We start from the raw sequence: 18,362 nt of genomic DNA on the forward strand, positions 1-18,362 counted from the left end.
CTTCACCACTCGGCGAACGAGCCGTCGTCGTGCCGCCAGATCGGCGACCGCCACGCGTGCCCGATCTCGGCCGCCCTGCGCACCGCTGCCTCGTCGACCTCGACCCCCAGGCCGGGACCGGCAGGACGGGCGATCCAGCCGTCCACGACTCGCACCGGCGCCATGTCCACCAGGTACGACGGATCGGAGCCGTTGTAGTGCATGCCCGCGCTCTGCTCCTGGATCAGGAAGTTCGGCGTGGTGAACGCGACCTGCAACGACGCCGCGAGCGAGATCGGCCCGAGTGGGCAGTGCGGCGCGATCGACGCCCCGTACACCTCGGCCAGCGCCCCGATCCGGCGCAGCTCCGAGATACCGCCCGCGTGTGAGGGGTCGGGTTGCACGACCGCCACCCCGGCGTCGAGCACGGGCTTGAACTCCCAGCGCGAGAACAGCCGCTCCCCCGTCGCGATCGGCACCGTCGAGGCCCGCACGACCGACGCCAGCACCTCGGCGGGAAGCTCGGGCAGCACCGGTTCCTCGACGAACATCGGCTGCACCTCCTCGAGCATCCGCACCAGCCGGCGTGCCATGGCGGGCGACACGCGACCGTGGAAGTCGATCGCGAGGTCTCTTTGCGGGCCAAGGGCTTCACGGGCCTCGCGCGCCCTGGCGAGCACAGCCTCGGTGTCGGCGGGCGAGGCGATCGGGCGCATCTCCGCCGTGGCGTTCATCTTCACGGCGCTGAACCCCGCCGCGACCTGCCGCGCTACCGCCTCGTGCACGCCGTCCGGCCGGTCGCCGCCCACCCACGAGTACGCGCGCACCCGGTCGCGGACCGGGCCACCGAGCAGTTCGTGGACCGGCAGGCCGCGTGCTTTGCCCGCGATGTCCCAGAAAGCGTGGTCGTAGCCGGAAAGGGCCGACGACAGCACGGGGCCGCCGCGGTAGAAACCGCCGCGGCGCAGGACCTGCCACAGGTCCTCGACGCGCAGCGGGTCCTGGCCGACGACCAGCTCGGACAGTTCGTGGACGGCGGCGCGGACCGTCTCGGCCCTGCCCTCCACGACCGGCTCGCCCCAGCCGGTCACCCCCTCGTCGGTGCTCACCTTGAGGAACAGCCAGCGGGGTTCGACCAGGAACGTCTCGACCGCCGTCACCTTCATGAGGAGTCCTTCGCCGCGGACCAGCCGCCGTCGACCAGAAGCTCCGCGCCCGTCACGAAGGACGCAGCCGGAGACAGGAGGAAACCGATCACCGACGCCACCTCGGCCGGGTCGCCGAGACGTCCGGCCGGGGTGGATCGGGCACTGCGTTCCCGGTCCTCGGCGGACACCCGGTCCCACGCCGCGGTCAGCACGGGACCGGGCAGCACGGCGTTGAAACGGACGTCCGGCGCGTACTCGACGGCGAGCTGCCGGGTCAGTGCGACCAGCCCGCCCTTCGTGGCCGCGTATGCGCCGTGCCCGGGGATGCCGGAGTGCGCGTGCACCGATGACACGAGCACGACCGAACCGCGACGCTGCCGCAGTGACGGCAGGAAGGCCTGCACTCCGTGGAACGCGCCGCCAAGGTTGACCGCGAGCTGGCGTTCCCATTCTGCGGGGGTCGTCGCGTCCACGGGTTTGACGGTGACGGTGTAGGCGTTGCACACCAACGCGTCCACGCCGCCGTCGCTCAGCTCGACCGCCCGTTGCCAGGTCGCCGGGTCGCTGACGTCTCCCCGCACGGCCACGTCACCGTGCAGGTCGATCCCGACGACCCGGTAGCCGTCGTTCGTCAGGTGCCGCGCCGTGGCGGCACCGATTCCCGCTGCCGCACCCGACACCACCGCGCACTTCATGGTCGTGAGCCTTCCTCGCGCGTGACACAGGCGTCAACAATAATTCGTAATTTATATGCCGTAAGCTGGCGGACGTGAGCTACCGCTACGAGATCACCCAGACAGTCGTGCGGCAGGGCATCATCGCGATCGTCCGCACCGCCGATGCCTCCTCCGCCGTTCGGGCCGCTGTTCCGTTGCTGGACGCGGGGATCACGTCCCTCGAGCTGCCGTTGACGAATCCCGGTGCGCTGGAAGCGATCCGGCAGCTCCGCGCGGACCACCCGTCGGCGGTGATCGGCGCCGGTTCCGTGCTGGACGAGGCCTCCGCCGTCGCCGCCGTGCGCGCCGGGGCGCAGTTCCTGGTGGCGCCCAACCTGAACGCGTCGGTGATCCAGGCCGGGCACCGGTACGGCGCTGCCGTTCTGCCGGGCGCCGGGTCGGTCTCCGAGGTCGCGCAGGCGCTGGAGGCCGGAGCGGACGCGGTGAAGGTGTTCCCGGCGCCCACGCCCCAGTGGGTCAGGGACGTGCTCGCCGTGCTGCCCTACGCGCCGCTCGTGCCCACCGGTGGCGTCGCGCCCGCAGACGTCCCGGCGTGGCTGGAGGCCGGCGCGGTGGCGTGCGGAGTCGGGTCGGCCCTCACCCGCACGCCGATCGACGAGATCAAGGCGCTACTGCGGCGCTGACCAGCGTTCGATGATCCGGGTGGCGTCGGACGGGGAGATCGGCACGAACTCACCGTCGCACCGACCCCTGCCCCAGTCCTCCTGCAAGTAGCTGTCCCGCCATCCCGCACCGGGTGAGTAGCGCTGTTCCCCGCTGCAGACCCCGGTGGGAGTGCGCATCGTTCGCAACAGACCGTCCGGGTCGTTCAACGATGTCGTTGAACGCCTTCACCAGTGCGTCGATCGCCGCCTTGGCCGCAGGCGCCGAGAGGTTCGACTGGATCGTGGCCGTGCCGGCGGTCTGGGTGACCGGGCCGGTGGACGCCGAGGTGGCGCAGGATGCCGTGCCGCTGACCAGCAACCCGGCTCCGGCGGCAGCGGTGACGCGGAGGAAGTGACGCCTGTCCACGGCGGAGAGAGTGCGCGCAGGTCATGATCATGTCAAGAATAATTCATAATTTATGATGTCCCGTATGATCTGACCTCATGAACGAGAAGCGGCTTCGCGGCGTGCACGGCCAGACCGTCGAGGCGCTGGCGTGCCGCATCCTCGCCGGCGAGATCGGCGAGGGCGACACCCTCGACCTCCCGGCGCTGCGCGAGGAACTCGACGTGTCGCTGACCGCGCTGCGCGAGGCCCTGAAAGTCCTCTCCGCCAAGGGCATGATCGACGCCAGGCAGAAGCGCGGCACGTTCGTCCAGCCGCGCTCGTCGTGGAACCTGCTCGACACCGACGTGATGCGCTGGCAGACGCAGACCACCAACACCGACCACGGCCTGTTCGACGAACTCACCGAGATGCGCGTGATCGTCGAACCCGCCGCCGCCCGCCTGGCCGCCGAACGCGCCTCCGACGCCGACATCGAGGCACTCGGCGGAGCCCTGGACCGGATGGCCTCCGCACGCGACCTCGCCGCGACCGTCCGGGCGGACCTGGAGTTCCACCGGCTGCTGATGGCCGCCACGCACAACGCGTTCCTGACCCAGGTCGAGCGGATCATCGCGATCGGGCTGGCGGAGCGGGACAAGCTGGTGCACGGATCGGTGGACGACGACCCGGTCCCCTCCCACCGCGCGGTGCTGGACGCGATCTCGGCCCGCGACCCCGAGGCCGCCTACGAGGCGATGCGGGCGCTGGTCGACAAGTCGGGCGCGGACCTCGACCGCCTCCACTGAGGCGCATCGGCTCTTGATCGATACGACACCTTCGGGTCACCCTCCGACGGTTGTGAAAGAGTTTCACATCCGTCACCATCGGGCCTCATGCGCCTGATCACGCTCGCCGCTGCCGTCGTGCTGACGCTCTCGGTCGCCACCCCGGCGGTCGCGGCCCCCGCTGCCCCGAAGATCGCCACCTACAACGTCTTCATGCTGTCGCGGAACCTCTACCCGAACTGGGGACAGGTCGCCCGCGCCGACCTGATCGACAGCACCGGTGTGCTGAACGGCCAGGACGTCGTCGTGCTCAACGAGGCCTTCGACAACGCCGCCTCGGACCGGTTGCTGGCGAACCTGCGCGACACCTACCCGCACCAGACGCCGGTGCTGGGCCGCAGCAAGACCGGGTGGGACGTCACGAGCGGCAGGTACAGCGACTCGACGCCGGAGGACGGCGGTGTCGCGGTGCTGAGCCGGTGGCCGATCACCACGCGGGTCCAGCACGTCTACCGGGACGGCTGCGGCGCGGACTGGTTCTCCAACAAGGGGTTCGCGTACGTGCGGATCGAGGCGCCCACCGGGCCGCTGCACGTCGTCGGGACGCACATGCAGGCCGAGGACTCGGCCTGCACCAGCGCGCCCGGCGGGTACCGGGCGAAGCAGCGGGCCGAGATCACGGCGTTCCTGACGGCGCGGAACATCCCCGCGGCCGAGCCCGTGTACGTGGCGGGCGACCTGAACGTGGTCAAGGCGAGCGCCGAGTTCCCGCAGGCGGTCGCCGAGCTGGGTGCTCGGACGCCCGAGATCGGCGGGCACCCGTTCTCGTGGGACTGCGCGGACAACAGCGTCTGCCGTGACCAGTACGGGCCGGAGTACGCCTCCGAGCACCTCGACTACGTTCTGACGATCCAGGGTCCGGTGCTGCGCAACGAGACCCGGCGGGTGAAGAGTCCTGAGTGGTCGATCTGGTCGTGGGGGCGCAAGTACACCTTCAACGACCTTTCCGACCACTACCCGGTCTTCGCTAGCTGAGCGCGGGCGCGACCGTCAGGCCGAGCTCGGGCATCCCCAGCCAGTCCAGGGTGGCGCCCGACTCGGCCAGCTTGATCCGCACGGCGTAGACGCTGAGCAGCAGGGCTTGCAGCGAGTCGATGCCGTACGCGGCAGCGACCTCGTCGTCGCCGATCTGATGTGGACATTCCCAGTCGCCGTTGTCGCTCAACGGGTCCGGGCGCGGTGTACCGAACCTGATCACCACCTCGAAGGGTGATCCGTCCGGTGCCCTGCCCTCGATCTGCCGTTCGGCGATGACTGTGCCCAGGTCCATGGAAGTCAGCCTAGTGCGTTCACCAGCCTCCGGGCCTGGACGGCCGCCTTGCTGGAACCCTTGCGGGCCGCCACCTCCGCGAGGCCTTCGACGGTACCGCCGGGCCGCAGCCGCTGGGCCAGTTCGACCGCGAGCTCGACCAGGTCCGCGACCCTGTTGTGCGACCACGTCTTCGGCAGCGTGGTCGTCAGCAGGTCCCAGATCTGGGCGGTGGCACCGGAGCGTGCCGCGTCGCGCAGGCACGGCACCACGCGGTTCAGTGCGAGTTCGCCGCGTTCCAGCAGCAGACCGATGACCTCGCCCAGTGCCTTGCCGTCGAGCTGGTCGCGGGCCGCGAGGACCAGCAACGCGTCGACGGCGTGGGCGCGGCCGACCGTCCCCTCGGCGCCGAGCCCGTAGGCGAGCGCCAGGTGGGTGGCGACACCGATCGGGCCGTCCGCCTCGGCGAGGGCTGGAAGCAAGGCGCCCTCGCTGCCCTTCGACGAGCACCGGTGGGCGAGGTGGGGCACGAGGTGACCGGCTACGACCTCACGTTGCACGGGCAGAACGGCGGGCCAGCACTCGAGCATCTCCTCCCACTCGCTGTACCCGAACCAGAACCAGTCCGGCTCGGGCAGACCAGGCTCCAGAGTCACGAACAGCCGCTTCTCCCGCGGTGGCGGATTGACGTAGCCGGGTCGCGTCTGGCGTGTGCGCTCGACCAGTTCGACCACGGGATCGGCGAGGTCCGCCAGCCACTCGCGCAGCAACCTGCCCGCGTTGCTCGTCAGCGACGCGAAGTCGCCGGGCCGGGTGTCACGCGGCAGCCGGTGGTAGGCCTGCACCAGGTCGCGTGGCCACGGCTCCCAGGCATCCGTCTCCGCCTTCACGAGCCGGTCGAGGAGCACCTCCGGGGCGAGCAGGCCGGACATCTCGGTCGGCGTGGACACCAGCAGCGGGCGTGGTGATCCACCCAGTCCCCTGGCTATCTCGCGCAGTCTCCTGGTGAGCTGCCGACTGACCGAACCCGGCTCCAGGCTTGGGATCTCCTCGACCCACGCCCTGGCGGAGTCCTGCTCCGTGACGGGCACGGAGCCAATAATCATGATCAACATCGACCAGCAGTGGGACGACCGAGAACGGTCGAGGTAGGTCTCCTCGACACGGCGGTTCATGATCCACGGGTGCTTGTCGTAGATCGGCTCGAACGCCTTGGCGACCGCTTCCCTGTCCTGCCAGGTGAACCGGACCACTGCCTCGATGATCTGCTCGGTGGTGACCGGGTCGACGTGGCCCGAGGTGCGGCCGAACAACGCCCGCACCTCGCCGGTCAGCTCGTCCAGCGTGGCGATCGGATCCGGCCACGGTCGTGGCGTGAACGGCGCGAGCTCGAACACCTCCTCCGCCACCGTCTCGGCGCCGAGCTGGGCGGCGAGGTCGGCCGGCAGCTGCTCGGCCAGCACCAGCAGGTCGGTTCTCGTGCCATCGCTGATCTTGGCCTGACACTTGGCGATCAGCTTGACGGCTTGGCCGCGCAGGTCGTCCGACTCGTGCGCGAACAGCTCCGCGACGGTCAGCACGACCTCGTCCGGAGTGGACTTCGCGTGCTTGCCGAGCCACGTGAGCTGGGTGCGGATGAGCTTCTTCTCGGTGCGGCCGAAGACCCACCGGCTCGCGTCGGCGAGCAGGTCGAAGTCGAGCTTCCCCGCTTCGTCCAACGCCTTCAGCCGGTCCTGCGCGAGGGTGGCGACCGGCGACCGCGAGTCGGGCAGCATCGCGACGTAGTCCCGTGCGTGCTCGGCCGTTTCGTCCAGTGTCACGTCGAGAACCTTGTGCAGCGCGAGGAACCCCTCCATCTCCCTGGCGCTGCCGCCCTGCTGGAGTCGCGCGAGGCAGCCGTCGAGAAGAACCTGCCGGTCCGCGCGCTCGGTCAGGAACTGCGGCCACTGCCAGGTGTTCGCGAAGATCGCACCGGCTCCGACGACCTCCAGCATGCGCGGGATCAGCGCGTCGAAGGCCGGCCGCCAGCGCGTGTGGCCGCCGTAGTCCATGAACGCCAGCAGGAACCCGTCGGTGTCCGGCGGGTTGTCGCCGCAGAACTCCAGCACGATCCTCAGCAGGTCGTGCCGGCCGGGCTCGCGGGCCGGCATCCTGGTGGCGATCCGGGTGACCAGGTCCGGCAACCACGCGGGGTTTCGATGCCGCAGCACGTCCAGGGCCTCGAGCGTGCCGTTCTCCTGGCTCACGCGGTGCCACCAGATCTGGTAGCGCACCAGCCACGGCGTGAGCGTGGACGCGTTCGGCAGCAACCCGATGCCCGCGATGTGCAACGCGACGTGGTGCTCCCAGTTCCGGTCGGACACCCGTCTCTTCTTCTCGTACGCGACGAGGTCGGCGGCGCGCTCCTTGCGTTTCTCCGGCGTAAGACTCTTGAGCACCTCGCCCAGCGCGAGCAGCTGGTCCGACTCGATCAGGGCCTGGATCCTGTCGAAGCTCACGCCGTCCCTCCCAGTGCGTTCATCAGTCTGTTGGCCTGCACGACCGACTTGCTCGATCCCTTGCGGGCCGCCACCGCGGCGAGTCCCGGAACCTCACCGCCGGGCTGGAGCAGCTGGGCCAGTTCGACCGCGAGCTCGACCAGGTCCGCCACCCGGTTGTGGGTCCAGAGCCTCGGCAACGCGGCGGCCAGCACGTCCCAGATCTGCCGTGCCGCGCCGGAACGGGCCACGTCCCGCAGACCGGGCGCGACCCGGTTCATCACGAGGTCACCGATGTCGAGCAACTGCCCCAGGAAGTCCCCGAGGGTTCCACCGTCGAGCTGGTCGCGTGCCGCGAGGACCAGGACCGCGTCGACGGCGTGGGCGCGGTTGACGACCAGTTCGGCCCCGAGCCCGTACGACAGGGCGAGGTGCAGGGCGGGGCCCGCCGGGCCGTGGGCTTCGGCGAGCATCGGCAGGAGCGGGCCGTCAACGCCCTTCGACGCCGTGCGCGCCCGCAGGTGCGGAACGAGGTGGGCCGCGACGACCTCCCGCTGGACGGGCAGCAAGGAGGGCCACCACTCCATCATCGAGCCCCAGCCGTCGTTCTCGCGCAAGAACTGCTCGGGCTCCTCCAAGCCGGGGGTGACGGTCGCGTACAGGCCGGTCTCGGCCATGTAGGACGAGTACCGCCAGGGATGCCGGTAGGTGCGTTCCGCGATGGCGACCTCGGGGTCGGTCCTGGTCGCGAGCCAGTCGCGCACCTTCGCGCCCGCCTTGCCGGTCAGCGACGCGAACAGGCCGGGGTCCGTGTCGCGTGGCAGGCGCTGGAGGGCTTGGCGCAGGTCGCGCTGCCACGGTTCCCAGCCCTCGGCCTCGGCCCTGGCCAGGCGGCCGGCCAGTGTCGCCGGGTCGATCAGGCCGGACATCTCGGTGGGCGTGGAGACCAGGGCCGGCTTCGGCAGGTGGACGAGGCCTCGCCCGATCTCGTACAGCCGCTTCGCGAGTTCGTCCCCGACCGCCCCGATGCCGTCTTCCGGCTTCCGGTTGCGAGCGAAGTCCAGTTCGGTGCTCACCTCGTGCTTCAGCGGGCGCGGCTTGTCCCGCGCGTCGAGGACCGCTCCGATGAGCTCGGAACGCGGGGTGTGCTGGGAGTCGTCGAACCACGGGGTGTTCTCGGCGAAGGGCCGGATCGCCTGGGCGAGAGCTTCCCTGTCCTGCCAGGCGAACCGGACCACCGCCTCGACGATGCGTTCCGCTGTGGACGGTTCGACGTAGCTCGAGTTGCGGCCGAACGCGCTGAGCAGCTCCCTGGTGAGTTCGTCGAGGGTGGCGATCGGGCTCGGGAACGGCCTGGGCTCGAACGCGGCCAGCTCAGGGGCTTGTTCCTGGGACGTGGTGCCGCCGAGCTGTGCCGCCAGGTCGCCCGGCAGCTGCTCGGCCAGCGTCCGGATCTCGGCCTGCGTCGTGTCTCGAGCGTTCCCGAGGTGCTTCGCGATCACTGTGACGGCCTGGCCGCGCAGGTCGTCCGACTCGTGCGCGAACAGCTCCGCGACGGTCAGCACCACCTCGTCCGGGTTCGCCTTGCCGTGCTTGCCGAGCCAGACGAGCTGGGCGCGGACGAGCTTCTTCTCGGTGCGGCCGAACACCCACCTGCTCGCCTCGCACAGCAGGCCGAAGTCGAGCCTGCCGGCATCGTCGAGCCGCTTGCACTGGTCCTGGGCGAGGCCGGCGACCGTCGACCGCGAGTCCGGCAGCATGGCGACGTAGTCCCGCGCGTGCGTCGCGATCTCCTCGACCGTGACCTCGATGATCTCGTGCAGGACGAGGAAACCGCCCATCTCGGCGGCCGTTCCGCCCTGCTGCAGGCGGGCCAGGCAGCCGTCGAGCAGCACCTGCCGGTCCGCCCTGTCGCACAGGAACTCGGGCCAATGACGGCGGGCACCCATGATCCCGCCGCTGCCGACGACCTCCAGCATCCGCGGGACCAGCGCGTCGAACGCGGGCTTCCACCTCGTGTGGCCGCCGAAGTCCATGAAGTGCAGCAGGAACCCGTCCGAGTACGGCGGGTCGTCGCCGCAGAACTCCAGGACGACGCCGAGCAGGTCCTGCCGCCAGCGTTCGCGGGTCGGCATCCTGGCGGCGACCCTCGTGACCAGGTCCGGCATCCACGGGAGCTCGCGGTGCCGCAACACGTCGAGCACGACGTCGATGCCGTTGTCGGGCCTACCGCCCTGGAAGAAGATCCGGTAGCGCACGAGCCACGGTGCGAGCACCGCGGCGGTCGGCAGCAGCCCGGCGCCGGCGATCGCGAGCGTTTCCCCGTGGGACCACCGTTGGTCGCCCGCGCGGTGTTGCCTCTCGAACGCGACCAGGTCCTTCACGTACTCCTTGCGCTCCCCGGGCGTGAGGCTTTTCAGCACCTCCCCCAGAGCGAGTTTCTGATCCGACTCGATCAGGGCCTGGATCCGGTCGAAGCTCACGCCTTGCCCCTGACCATGTCCGCGGCCAGCACGTGCTTGCACTTGCCGCGCCCGCCGCGGTACTCGGCCCACCACTGGCAGGTGCACGCCTCGCCGTTGACGCGGTAGGAGCCGACGACCGCGGTGTCGCCGTCCCAGCTGACGGCGTTCTGCGCGACGAGCGCCTTCGCGTTGCGCAGCCTGGGGTTCATGGCCTCGACGTCGATGCCGCCGTAGGGCAGTTCGCGGTGGAAGTACGAGGCCTCGGCGAGGTCGTAGCCCACGCGGCCGGCCGTGCCCAGTTGTGCCAGCGCGTCCCTGACCCTGGCCGGGCTGAGCCCGGACCGGTCGGCCAGGTCGGCGACGTCCACGCGGGGTTCGAAGTCGAGCAGCGCGCCGACCAGTTCGGCGTCGGTGTCGGCGTCCCCGGCGGCGAGTCCGTCCAGGACCGCGCCTTCGCCGGACAGGCCGCGGGTCACCTCGGGCGACAGGACGAGTGTCAGGCGTTGCGCGCCCAGGTCGACCTCCCAGCCGCTCGCGACCGGCTTGCCGTCGGCTGGCGGACCGTAGAGCCGGACTGCCTTCGCGAAGCGCAGCAACGGGATGAGGGTCTCGAGGCGGTTCGGACCCGCCAGGCACACCGCGTTGGCCGAGGCCGATCCGCTGAGCCGCAACGACTTGCCGGACGGCACCGCCCACACCGCCGCACGGCCCTTGGGCAGCGTCTTGAGGAACCGCTGCGCGTCCGCGGCCGAGAGCTCGGCCTTCAGGTCGAACTTCGAGGTGAGGACCTGGGTCTCGGCGAAGCCCCGCAACCAGCGCGGCGGCAGCGGGACCTTCTTCTCGACGACCGCGCCGTCGAGCGTGCCGAACTCGACCTGGTCGGGCCCGACCGTGAGGTGCAGCGGGTCGCCCTTGGTCACGCGGGCGAGCGCGCGCCGCAGCGGCTCGTTGACGTCGACGTTCGTGGTGCCGCGGTCGTGCACCTCGCCGTCGAGGGCGTCGCCGAGGACGTCCAGGCGCGCGTAGACACCGCAGCAGCCGGAGAACGACTCGAAGCGCAGCCGGTCGCCGTTGCAGGTGACGACCGGGTCCCGCAGGCGCTCGGTGGTGGGCTGGAAGTAGCGGGTGCCGGCGATCTTGGCGATGGCGAGCAACGCCGTCGCGGCCTGCTGGGCGTCGCCGAGGAACCCGGTGAAGAAGCGCGGGTTCGGCGCCCGGCCGCCGGAGGTCTGCAGTCCGAGGGCGCGCCGCGTCTCGTCCAGCCGGGAGTCGGCCACGTAGGCGTACGAGTGCATCGCGCCACTCTAGGGAACAGACGTTCGACTCGGCGCCCGAATGATCAAACGTAGCGGCGCAGCAGGTCCTCCTCGGTCTCCCTGCGCACGATCGGCCTGGCGACCCCCTCGCTGACGGCGATGACCGGCGGCCGGCAGACCTGGTTGTAGTTCGAGGCCAGGGCGTGGTGGTAGGCGCCCGTCGCGGGGATGGCGAGCAGGTCTCCCGCGTGCACGTCTCCAGGGAGGAGCACGTTCTCGGCGAGCACGTCGCCGGCCTCGCAGTGCCTGCCGACAACGGTGACGGGCTTGGCTTTGCCGCCGCGGCCCACGAGCCGGACGGCGTACTTCGCGCCGTACAACGCGGGGCGCGGGTTGTCGCTCATGCCGCCGTCGACGGCCACGAACGTCCGGGTCGACTCCTTGACCGCGCACACCCGGTACAGGGTCACCCCGGCGTTCGCGACGATCGCGCGGCCGGGTTCGACGAGCAGACGCGGCGGTGGCACGCGGTGCAGCGCGCATTCGTAGTTGAGGGCGCCCTGGACCCGGTGCGCGAATCCCGCGAGGTCGAAGTCCGTGTCGCCCTTGAGGTACGGCGCGCAGAACCCGCCGCCGAGGTCGAGCTGGTCGATCCTGGTGCCGCAGGACGCGATCAGGCCGGCCATCCGCCGCACGGCTTGTTCGTAGCTCGCAACGTGTTTCACCTGCGAGCCGATGTGGCAGTGCAGGCCCACGAGTGTCAGCGACGGCTGCTCGACCACGCGCAGGATCGCCTCCAGAGCGGCGCCGGAAGCAAGTGAGAAGCCGAACTTCTGGTCCTCCACGCCGGTCGCGATCTTGGCGTGGGTGTGGGCGTCGACGCCGGGCGTCACGCGGATCATGACCTCCTGGCCGCGGGTCGCCAGGGCACCGAGCTGGGTGATCTCGTCTAACGAGTCGACGACGATCCTGGAGACGCCGTGCTCCAGTGCCGCTTTGAGGTCCTCGGCGGTCTTCACGTTGCCGTGCATGATGATCCGCGTCGCCGGGAAGCCGGCGGCCCTGGCCAGTGCGAGCTCTCCGGCCGACGACACGTCCAGCGACAGACCCTCCTGCGCCATCCACCGGTAGACCTCGGGACAGGGCAACGACTTCCCCGCGAACACGACCTCGGCGCCGGGGAGTGCGGCGCGGAAGGCCCTCGCCCTGGTGCGGACCGTCCGTTCGTCCAGGACCTGGCACGGGGTGCCGAAGCGGGCCGCGAGCTGCGTGGCGGGGACTCCACCGATGACCAGGTCCTGGCCGGCGATCCGGGTGCCGTCCGGCCAGAGACCGTCCTCCAGCACCGGTTCGGTGGAGCATCCGGTGCTGGGCAACAACTCCGCGAGTGTCATGCGTCCAGCACACGCCTGCCGCGGGTCCGTGCCCAGGTCCCGGACGAGACCCTGACACGGGCGGGCCCCGCCTTGACGCGATCCTGACGACCGCGGTGGCGGGGACCACATCAGTGCGCGCAGCACCCCGTCGGCGTCGCCGGTGCCTCGACCGGTTCCTGCGCGGCGGCCTCGATCTCCCGCAGGACGCGCGTGCGGTCGGCCGGACCGAGGTAGCGGCCCCGGCTGACGACGGCGTGGACGCGGCCGACGTTCGTGATGTCCCGCAACGGGTCCGCGTCCAGCACGACCAGGTCCGCCTGCTTGCCCGGCGTGACCGTGCCCGACTCGTGCTCCCGGCCGACGCAGCGCGCGGCGTCGCGGGTGGCGGCCTGGAGGGCCTGGGCCGGGCTGAGGCCCGCCTGGACCAGCAACGCCAGTTCGTCGTGCAGGGAGAAGCCCGGGAAGACGTAGGCGAAGCCCGCGTCCGTGCCCGCCACGACGCCCACGCCCGCCTCGTGCATCTGCTGGAGCAGGCGCATGCGGGCATCGCCGAACCTCCGCAGTTCCGCCACTTCCTCGGGCGTGCGGGTGGGGCGGCCGGTCATGATCTGCTGCCACTGCGCGCGCAGGCCGACGGGGATGTAGCGCATCCGTTCGAGCGCCACCGGGTCGTTCGTGATGGTCTCGGGCGAGCGGGACATGTTCCGTTCGACGAAGAGGGTCGGCGACTGCCACGTGCCCTGCCTGGCCATCGCGGCGAACAACTGCCGGGCACGGGCCGGTGAGTGGGTGGCGACGGCCGCGCGTTCGATCCGGCCCGCGTGGCGGCCCCACCAGTTCGGGTCGGCCGGGTCGTCGGGCATGGCACGGAGCTGCGCGTACAGGGCGTCGGCGTTGTCCGATGTGGACGTGAACAGGTTGTAGAGGTGTTCGTGGGTGTGCTGCGCCAGCGCGTCCTGCACCGGCACGCGGGCCGGAACGTGCCCGGCGAACGGGATCCGCAGCCGGCGGGCCTCGTCGGCGACGGCGGCGTGGCACTCCGGCGAGAGGAACGAGTAGACCTTGACGAAGTCCGCTCCCCCGTCCCTGGCCCTGCGCACGGCGGCGCGGGCTTCCGCCGGGGTGCGGACGACGTCCGAACCGGGCCAGATGGAGCCGGGGCCGTCGACGATCGTGCTGGCGACCACCATGCGCGGGCCGAGGATCTCGCCGGTCTCGATGCGGCGGCGGGTGTCGTGGGTCTCGGGCTGGCCCCACATCTCCCGAATGCCCGTAACGCCTTGGACGACGTGCAGTGGCGCGACGGTGTTCTCGTAGAACGTCGCGTGCGTGTGCAGGTCCCACAGGCCTGGGATCACGTACTTCCCGGCCACGTCGATCACCCGCACGCCGCGCGGGACGTCACGGTGACGGCCGGCGGCCAGGATCCGGTCGCCGGCCAGCACGATGGTCGCGTCACGGACGGGCGGGCGGCCCGTGCCGTCGACGAGCGTCGCTCCTCGCAACGCGGTCACGCCGCTCGCCGCCCTCGCGGGTTGCCCCACGGCACCCAGCGCGACCGCTCCGAGTGCGCCCTTCCCCAGCCAGGACAGCACGTCCCGGCGCGCAAGCTCCCCCACCGCTCCACCTTCCCCCGAAGTCCCCTGCCTCCAAGCTAGCGACTTCGGGGCGGTGGAACAGTAGGGCTAGCCGGAGGATCTACGGCCGGGTCCACACCGCCACGTGGTCCACCAGCATCGGCCTGCCCGGTGTCGTCTGCGCGGTCGGCGTCGCCCGGCCCGCCACGCCGTTCGTGAACGGCCAGTAGCCCAGCGCCGCCGCACCGGTGACGTTCGGCATCTGGAGGCGGCTCTCGATGCGCAGGACGCCGCCCGCGGGTGCCTTGGAGTTCGCCCGGCGGGTCTCGATGCGTCCCGAGGTCCACTCGCCGTTCGCCGCGCCCAACGGGGTGATGCGCAGGTTTCCGGAGCCGTCCAGGGCGAGGTTGGCCCGGTCGTTGGTGTAGCGCTGGATCTCGCCGGTGCCCCAGTTCCCGGGGCCGCCGGGGTAGCCGTGGCCGGTGTCGACGATCCAGTTGTCGCCGTTCGGCGCGGTGTTGTTCGCGCCGGTGAAGTCGACCGAGCAGGCCAGGCTTCAGCCTGGCGGGGTGGGCGGGACCGCTGCCTGCTTCCGGTCGACCTCACACCTCGAATCGGTACCCCATCCCCGGCTCGGTGATGAGGTGGCGGGGGCGGGCCGGGTCGTCCTCCAGCTTGCGCCGCAACTGGGCGAAGTAGACGCGCAGGTACTGGGACTCGTTGACGTGCATCGGCCCCCACACCTCCTGCAACAGCTGCTTCTGCGACACCAGCCGGCCGGGGTTGCGCGCGAGGATCTCGACGAGGCCCCACTCGGTCGGCGTCAGGTGGACCTCGCGGCCACCGCGCCGCACCTTCTTCACCGCCAGGTCGACGACGAACGACGCCGTCTCGACCACGGGATCGCAGTCCTCCCGAGCCGCGTTGCGGCGCACCGCGGCCCGCAGGCGCGCCAGCAGCTCGTCCATCCCGAACGGCTTGGTCACGTAGTCGTCGGCGCCCGCGTCGAGGGCCTCGACCTTGGCCGACGAGTCGGTGCGCGCGGACAGCACGATGATCGGGATCGTGGACCAGCCGCGCAGGCCGGCGATCACGTCCACGCCGTCGATGTCGGGCAGGCCGAGGTCGAGCACGACCACGTCCGGCTTGCCCTCGACGGCGACGCCCAGGGCGGATCTGCCGTCGTAGGCCGTCATCACGTCGTAGCCCCGTGCGCTGAGGTTGATCCTCAGCGCACGCACGATCTGCGGTTCGTCGTCGACCACCAGCACTGATGTCATCGGGAACTCTCCTCGTAGGCGGGCAGGGAGATGACGACGGTCAGTCCGCCGCCCGGGGTGTCCTCGGCGCTGATCTCCCCGCCCATGGCGGCGGTGAAGCCCTTCGCGACGCTCAGCCCGAGCCCGACGCCCGGTGTGGCGGAGCGGTCGCCGAGGCGCTGGAACGGCGCGAACAGCTTGTGTCCCGCCTTCTTCGGCAGTCCTGGGCCGTGGTCCACGACCCGCAGCTCGACGGAGGTGCCGTGGCTGCTCGCTCGGATCGCCACCGGGGACGGGCTGCCGTGCCGCAGGGCGTTGTCCACCACGTTCGCGACCACGCGTTCCAGCAGCCCCAGGTCCGCCAGCACGGGCGGCAGGTCCTCGGCCACCACCACCGACACCTCTCCCCCGATGCCGGCGAGTGCCCTGGCCACGACCTCGTAGTAGCCGACCGGCCGCAGCACCGGCTCGACCGAACCGGTCGCGAGCCGGGACGAGTCCAGCAGGTTGTCCACGAGGCCGGTCAGCCGGTCCGCGGACTCCTCGACGGTCGCCATCAGCTCGCCCACGTCCTCTTCGGACAGTGGCAGTGAGTCGTCGCGCAGGCTGCCGATCGCCGCCTTGATCGACGTCAGCGGTGTGCGGAGGTCGTGGCCCACCGCCGACAGCAGGGCCGTGCGCAACTCCGACGTCTCCGCCTTCCGTTGCGCGTGCAGGGCCTCGGCGGCCATCCGTTGCTGCCGCAGTGCCACGAACGTCTGTCCTGCCGCGGCTTCCAGCACCCGCTGGTCGCTCGCGGGCAGCACGCGCCCGCTCAGCCTCAGCCGCACGTCACCGGTGACCGTCACCTCGGTCACGGGACCTAGATCCCTTCCAGTGCGCTCCACACACGTCCACACACCGTCCCGTCGCTCCACGAGCACGACCGACTCCAGGCCGAAGTTCTCCCGGATCTTCTCCAGCAACCGGGTCAGCGGGTACGGGTTCGTGAGCACGGTGCGCGAGTAGGAGGCCAGCAACGCGGCCTCGGTCCGCGCCCGCGCGCCCTGCTCCGCCAGCCGCGCCGCCCGGTCGACCGTCAGCGCCACCACGGTCGCGACGATCACCATGGCCGCCAGCGTGATCACGTTCTCCGGCGTCCGCACGGCCAGGCTGTAGTAGGGCTCGGTGAAGAAGTAGTTCAGCAGCCCGGCCCCGAGGACCGCGCAGAACAACGCGGGCCCCAGCCCGCCCGCGATCGCCACCACGCACGTGACCAGGAGGAACGCCACCAGGTCGGTCGAGAAGTCCAGCTCGTCGCGCCACAACATGCCCAGCGCGGTCACCGCGGCCGGCAACGCCAGTGACAGGCCCCAGCCGATGAGGCGGCGCTGGAACGACAGCGGGTCCACGCCGGTCTTCCAGCGCAGCCCGCGCCGCGACTCGTCGTGCGTGACCATGTGCACGTCGATCGCGCCGGACTCCTGCACCACGGCCGCGCCGATGCCCTCGTCGAACGCCCGCGCGACCCGTGACCTGCGCGAGGTGCCCAGCACGAGCTGGGTGGCGTTGACCCCGCGAGCGAACTCCAGCAGTGCCGTCGGCACGTCGTCGCCCACCACCGAGTGGAACGTGGCGCCGACGTCCTCGGCGATCCTGCGGGAGCGCGCGATGTGCTCGGGTGTGGCGCCGGACAGGCCGTCGCCGCGCAGCACGTGCAGCACCAGGAGTTCCGCGCCCGCCCTCGTCGCGATCCGGCGGGCGCGGCGGATCAGCGTCTCGCTCTCCGGGCCGCCGGTGACCGAGACGACGACCCGTTCCCTGGTCTCCCAGGTGTCGGTGATCTCCTTCTCGCTGCGGTACCGCTGCAACGCGACGTCGACCTGGTCGGCGACCCACAGCAACGCCAGCTCGCGCAACGCTGTCAGGTTGCCGAGCCGGAAGTAGTTGCCCAGAGCGGCGTCGATCCGGTGCGCCGGGTAGACGTTGCCGTGGGCGAGCCGCCGTCGCAACGCCTCCGGCGTGATGTCCACCAGCTCGACCTGCTCGGCGCGGCGGACCACCTCGTCCGGCACCGTCTCCCGTTGCCGCACACCGGTGATCCGCTCGACGACGTCGTTGAGCGACTCCAGGTGCTGGACGTTCACCGTCGACAGGACGTCGATGCCCGCTTCGAGCAGTTCCTCGACGTCCTGCCACCGCTTCTCGTTGCGCGAGCCCGGCGCGTTGGTGTGCGCGAGCTCGTCGACCACCGCGACCTCGGGCCGGCGGGCCAGGACCGCATCCACATCCATTTCGGACACTTCCAGCTCGCGGTGCCGCACCACCCTGCGCGGCACCACCTCCAGGCCTTCGAGCAGGGAGGCGGTCCTGTCGCGGCCGTGTGTCTCCACGAGTCCGACGACCACCTCCGTGCCGCGCTCCCGGCGCCGGTGGGCCTCGCCGAGCACGGCGAAGGTCTTGCCGACGCCGGGAGCGGCGCCGAGGTAGATCCTCAGCTCACCCCGGCGACCGTCAACTGGCGCTGTCGATGGCACGGTTCAGCGCAGTCACGTTGACGGTGGTGGTGAAGGTGCCGTGAGTGTTGGCAGCGACCAGCTCGCGGACCTTCTCCACGGACAGCCCGGACGCGCGGGCCACACGCGGCACCTGCAACGCCGCGTACTCCGGGCTGATGTGCGGGTCGAGGCCAGAGGCGGACGCGGTGACGGCATCCTGCGGAACCTGGCTCTCGGGCACGCCCTCGCGTTGCGCCACAGCAGTTCGGCGCTCAGCGATGACCGACGTGTAGTCCTCGTTCAGCTCACCCTTGTTCGAGCCACCGGACGCGGGCAGCGTCGCGGCGGACGGCCTCGGCACGAAGTACTGGTCACCTTCGCGGGCGACCGCGACCAGCGTCGTGTCCGTGGCCTCGGCGTTGGCGTGCAGGCCTGGGATCCGCGACACGCCCCACACCGACAGCGGGTAGAGCACGCCGAGGAGCACCGTGAGCGCGAGCAGGATCCGCAGACCCGCCCACGACTGCTTCAGGAAGTTGTTCATG

Annotated in this window: 17 protein-coding genes; 4 read left to right on the forward strand and 13 right to left on the reverse strand. The window is 71.0% G+C overall.

Features of this window, described 5'->3' with window-relative positions:
* Positions 1-2: 2 nt before the first annotated feature.
* Entirely contained in the window at positions 3-1,145 is a 1,143-nt protein-coding gene (gene dgoD / locus DFR72_RS03825) for a galactonate dehydratase (protein WP_090064014.1), read from the reverse strand.
* Positions 1,142-1,822 carry an SDR family NAD(P)-dependent oxidoreductase gene (locus DFR72_RS03830; protein ID WP_090064013.1) on the reverse strand — a complete coding sequence of 227 codons (681 nt, stop codon included), beginning with the start codon at positions 1,820-1,822 and terminating at the stop codon, positions 1,142-1,144. The genes dgoD and DFR72_RS03830 overlap by 4 nt, the downstream gene beginning before the upstream one ends.
* A gap of 74 nt (positions 1,823-1,896) precedes the next feature.
* Between DFR72_RS03830 and DFR72_RS03835 the strand changes: the two genes are divergently transcribed.
* Complete coding sequence (locus tag DFR72_RS03835) at positions 1,897-2,487, forward strand: bifunctional 4-hydroxy-2-oxoglutarate aldolase/2-dehydro-3-deoxy-phosphogluconate aldolase (RefSeq protein ID WP_090064012.1); 591 nt, start codon at positions 1,897-1,899, stop codon at positions 2,485-2,487.
* Here DFR72_RS03835 and DFR72_RS46695 read toward each other — a convergent pair.
* Positions 2,473-2,646: a hypothetical protein gene (locus DFR72_RS46695; RefSeq protein WP_245982492.1), complete on the reverse strand. Its 174-nt coding sequence runs from the start codon at positions 2,644-2,646 to the stop codon at positions 2,473-2,475. The genes DFR72_RS03835 and DFR72_RS46695 overlap by 15 nt on opposite strands.
* 32 nt (positions 2,647-2,678) lie before the next feature.
* Here DFR72_RS46695 and DFR72_RS46700 point away from each other — a divergent pair, with 32 nt between their 5' ends.
* From DFR72_RS46700 to sph, 3 genes are all read left to right on the forward strand, one after another.
* The gene (locus DFR72_RS46700) at positions 2,679-2,864 is read left to right on the forward strand and encodes a hypothetical protein (protein WP_090064010.1); all 186 of its coding nucleotides are present in this window, start codon (positions 2,679-2,681) and stop codon (positions 2,862-2,864) included.
* 88 nt (positions 2,865-2,952) lie between these two features.
* Positions 2,953-3,642, forward strand: a complete 690-nt coding sequence (locus tag DFR72_RS03845) for a FadR/GntR family transcriptional regulator (RefSeq protein WP_090064009.1) — start codon at positions 2,953-2,955, stop codon at positions 3,640-3,642.
* Positions 3,643-3,729: 87 nt separating this feature from the next.
* The gene (gene sph / locus DFR72_RS03850) at positions 3,730-4,656 is read left to right on the forward strand and encodes a sphingomyelin phosphodiesterase (protein WP_090064008.1); all 927 of its coding nucleotides are present in this window, start codon (positions 3,730-3,732) and stop codon (positions 4,654-4,656) included.
* On the opposite strand, the gene DFR72_RS03855 is transcribed toward sph, so the two are convergent.
* From DFR72_RS03855 to DFR72_RS03900, 10 genes are all read right to left on the reverse strand, one after another.
* Positions 4,649-4,951: a DUF6968 family protein gene (locus DFR72_RS03855; protein WP_090064007.1), complete on the reverse strand. Its 303-nt coding sequence runs from the start codon at positions 4,949-4,951 to the stop codon at positions 4,649-4,651. The genes sph and DFR72_RS03855 overlap by 8 nt on opposite strands.
* A 5-nt stretch (positions 4,952-4,956) precedes the next feature.
* A complete protein-coding gene (locus DFR72_RS03860) occupies positions 4,957-7,428 on the reverse strand; it encodes a DUF7824 domain-containing protein (protein ID WP_090064006.1) in 2,472 nt (823 codons plus the stop codon).
* Positions 7,425-9,890, reverse strand: a complete 2,466-nt coding sequence (locus DFR72_RS03865) for a DUF6493 family protein (protein ID WP_090064005.1) — start codon at positions 9,888-9,890, stop codon at positions 7,425-7,427. Before DFR72_RS03865 ends, DFR72_RS03860 begins: the two co-directional genes overlap by 4 nt.
* Positions 9,887-11,167, reverse strand: coding sequence for an SWIM zinc finger family protein (locus DFR72_RS03870; protein ID WP_090064004.1), 1,281 nt, complete (start codon positions 11,165-11,167; stop codon positions 9,887-9,889). The genes DFR72_RS03865 and DFR72_RS03870 overlap by 4 nt, the downstream gene beginning before the upstream one ends.
* 44 nt (positions 11,168-11,211) lie before the next feature.
* The gene (lysA, locus tag DFR72_RS03875; RefSeq protein ID WP_090064003.1) at positions 11,212-12,522 is read right to left on the reverse strand and encodes a diaminopimelate decarboxylase; all 1,311 of its coding nucleotides are present in this window, start codon (positions 12,520-12,522) and stop codon (positions 11,212-11,214) included.
* A 110-nt stretch (positions 12,523-12,632) separates the two neighbouring features.
* Positions 12,633-14,123 carry an amidohydrolase family protein gene (locus DFR72_RS03880; protein WP_090064002.1) on the reverse strand — a complete coding sequence of 497 codons (1,491 nt, stop codon included), beginning with the start codon at positions 14,121-14,123 and terminating at the stop codon, positions 12,633-12,635.
* Positions 14,124-14,202: 79 nt separating this feature from the next.
* Positions 14,203-14,448: a hypothetical protein gene (locus DFR72_RS46210; protein ID WP_211335290.1), complete on the reverse strand. Its 246-nt coding sequence runs from the start codon at positions 14,446-14,448 to the stop codon at positions 14,203-14,205.
* Between the two features lie 235 nt (positions 14,449-14,683).
* On the reverse strand, positions 14,684-15,361 hold the full coding sequence (locus tag DFR72_RS03890; RefSeq protein WP_090064001.1) for a response regulator: 678 nt from the start codon (positions 15,359-15,361) through the stop codon (positions 14,684-14,686).
* A complete protein-coding gene (locus DFR72_RS03895) occupies positions 15,358-17,856 on the reverse strand; it encodes a sensor histidine kinase (RefSeq protein ID WP_090064000.1) in 2,499 nt (832 codons plus the stop codon). The genes DFR72_RS03890 and DFR72_RS03895 overlap by 4 nt, the downstream gene beginning before the upstream one ends.
* Positions 17,834-18,361: a potassium-transporting ATPase subunit C gene (locus DFR72_RS03900; protein ID WP_090063999.1), complete on the reverse strand. Its 528-nt coding sequence runs from the start codon at positions 18,359-18,361 to the stop codon at positions 17,834-17,836. The genes DFR72_RS03895 and DFR72_RS03900 overlap by 23 nt, the downstream gene beginning before the upstream one ends.
* Between the last annotated feature and the right edge of the window lies 1 nt (position 18,362).

Origin of the sequence: Lentzea flaviverrucosa (assembly GCF_003350445.1) — a bacterium.
Taxonomy (GTDB): domain Bacteria; phylum Actinomycetota; class Actinomycetes; order Mycobacteriales; family Pseudonocardiaceae; genus Lentzea; species Lentzea californiensis.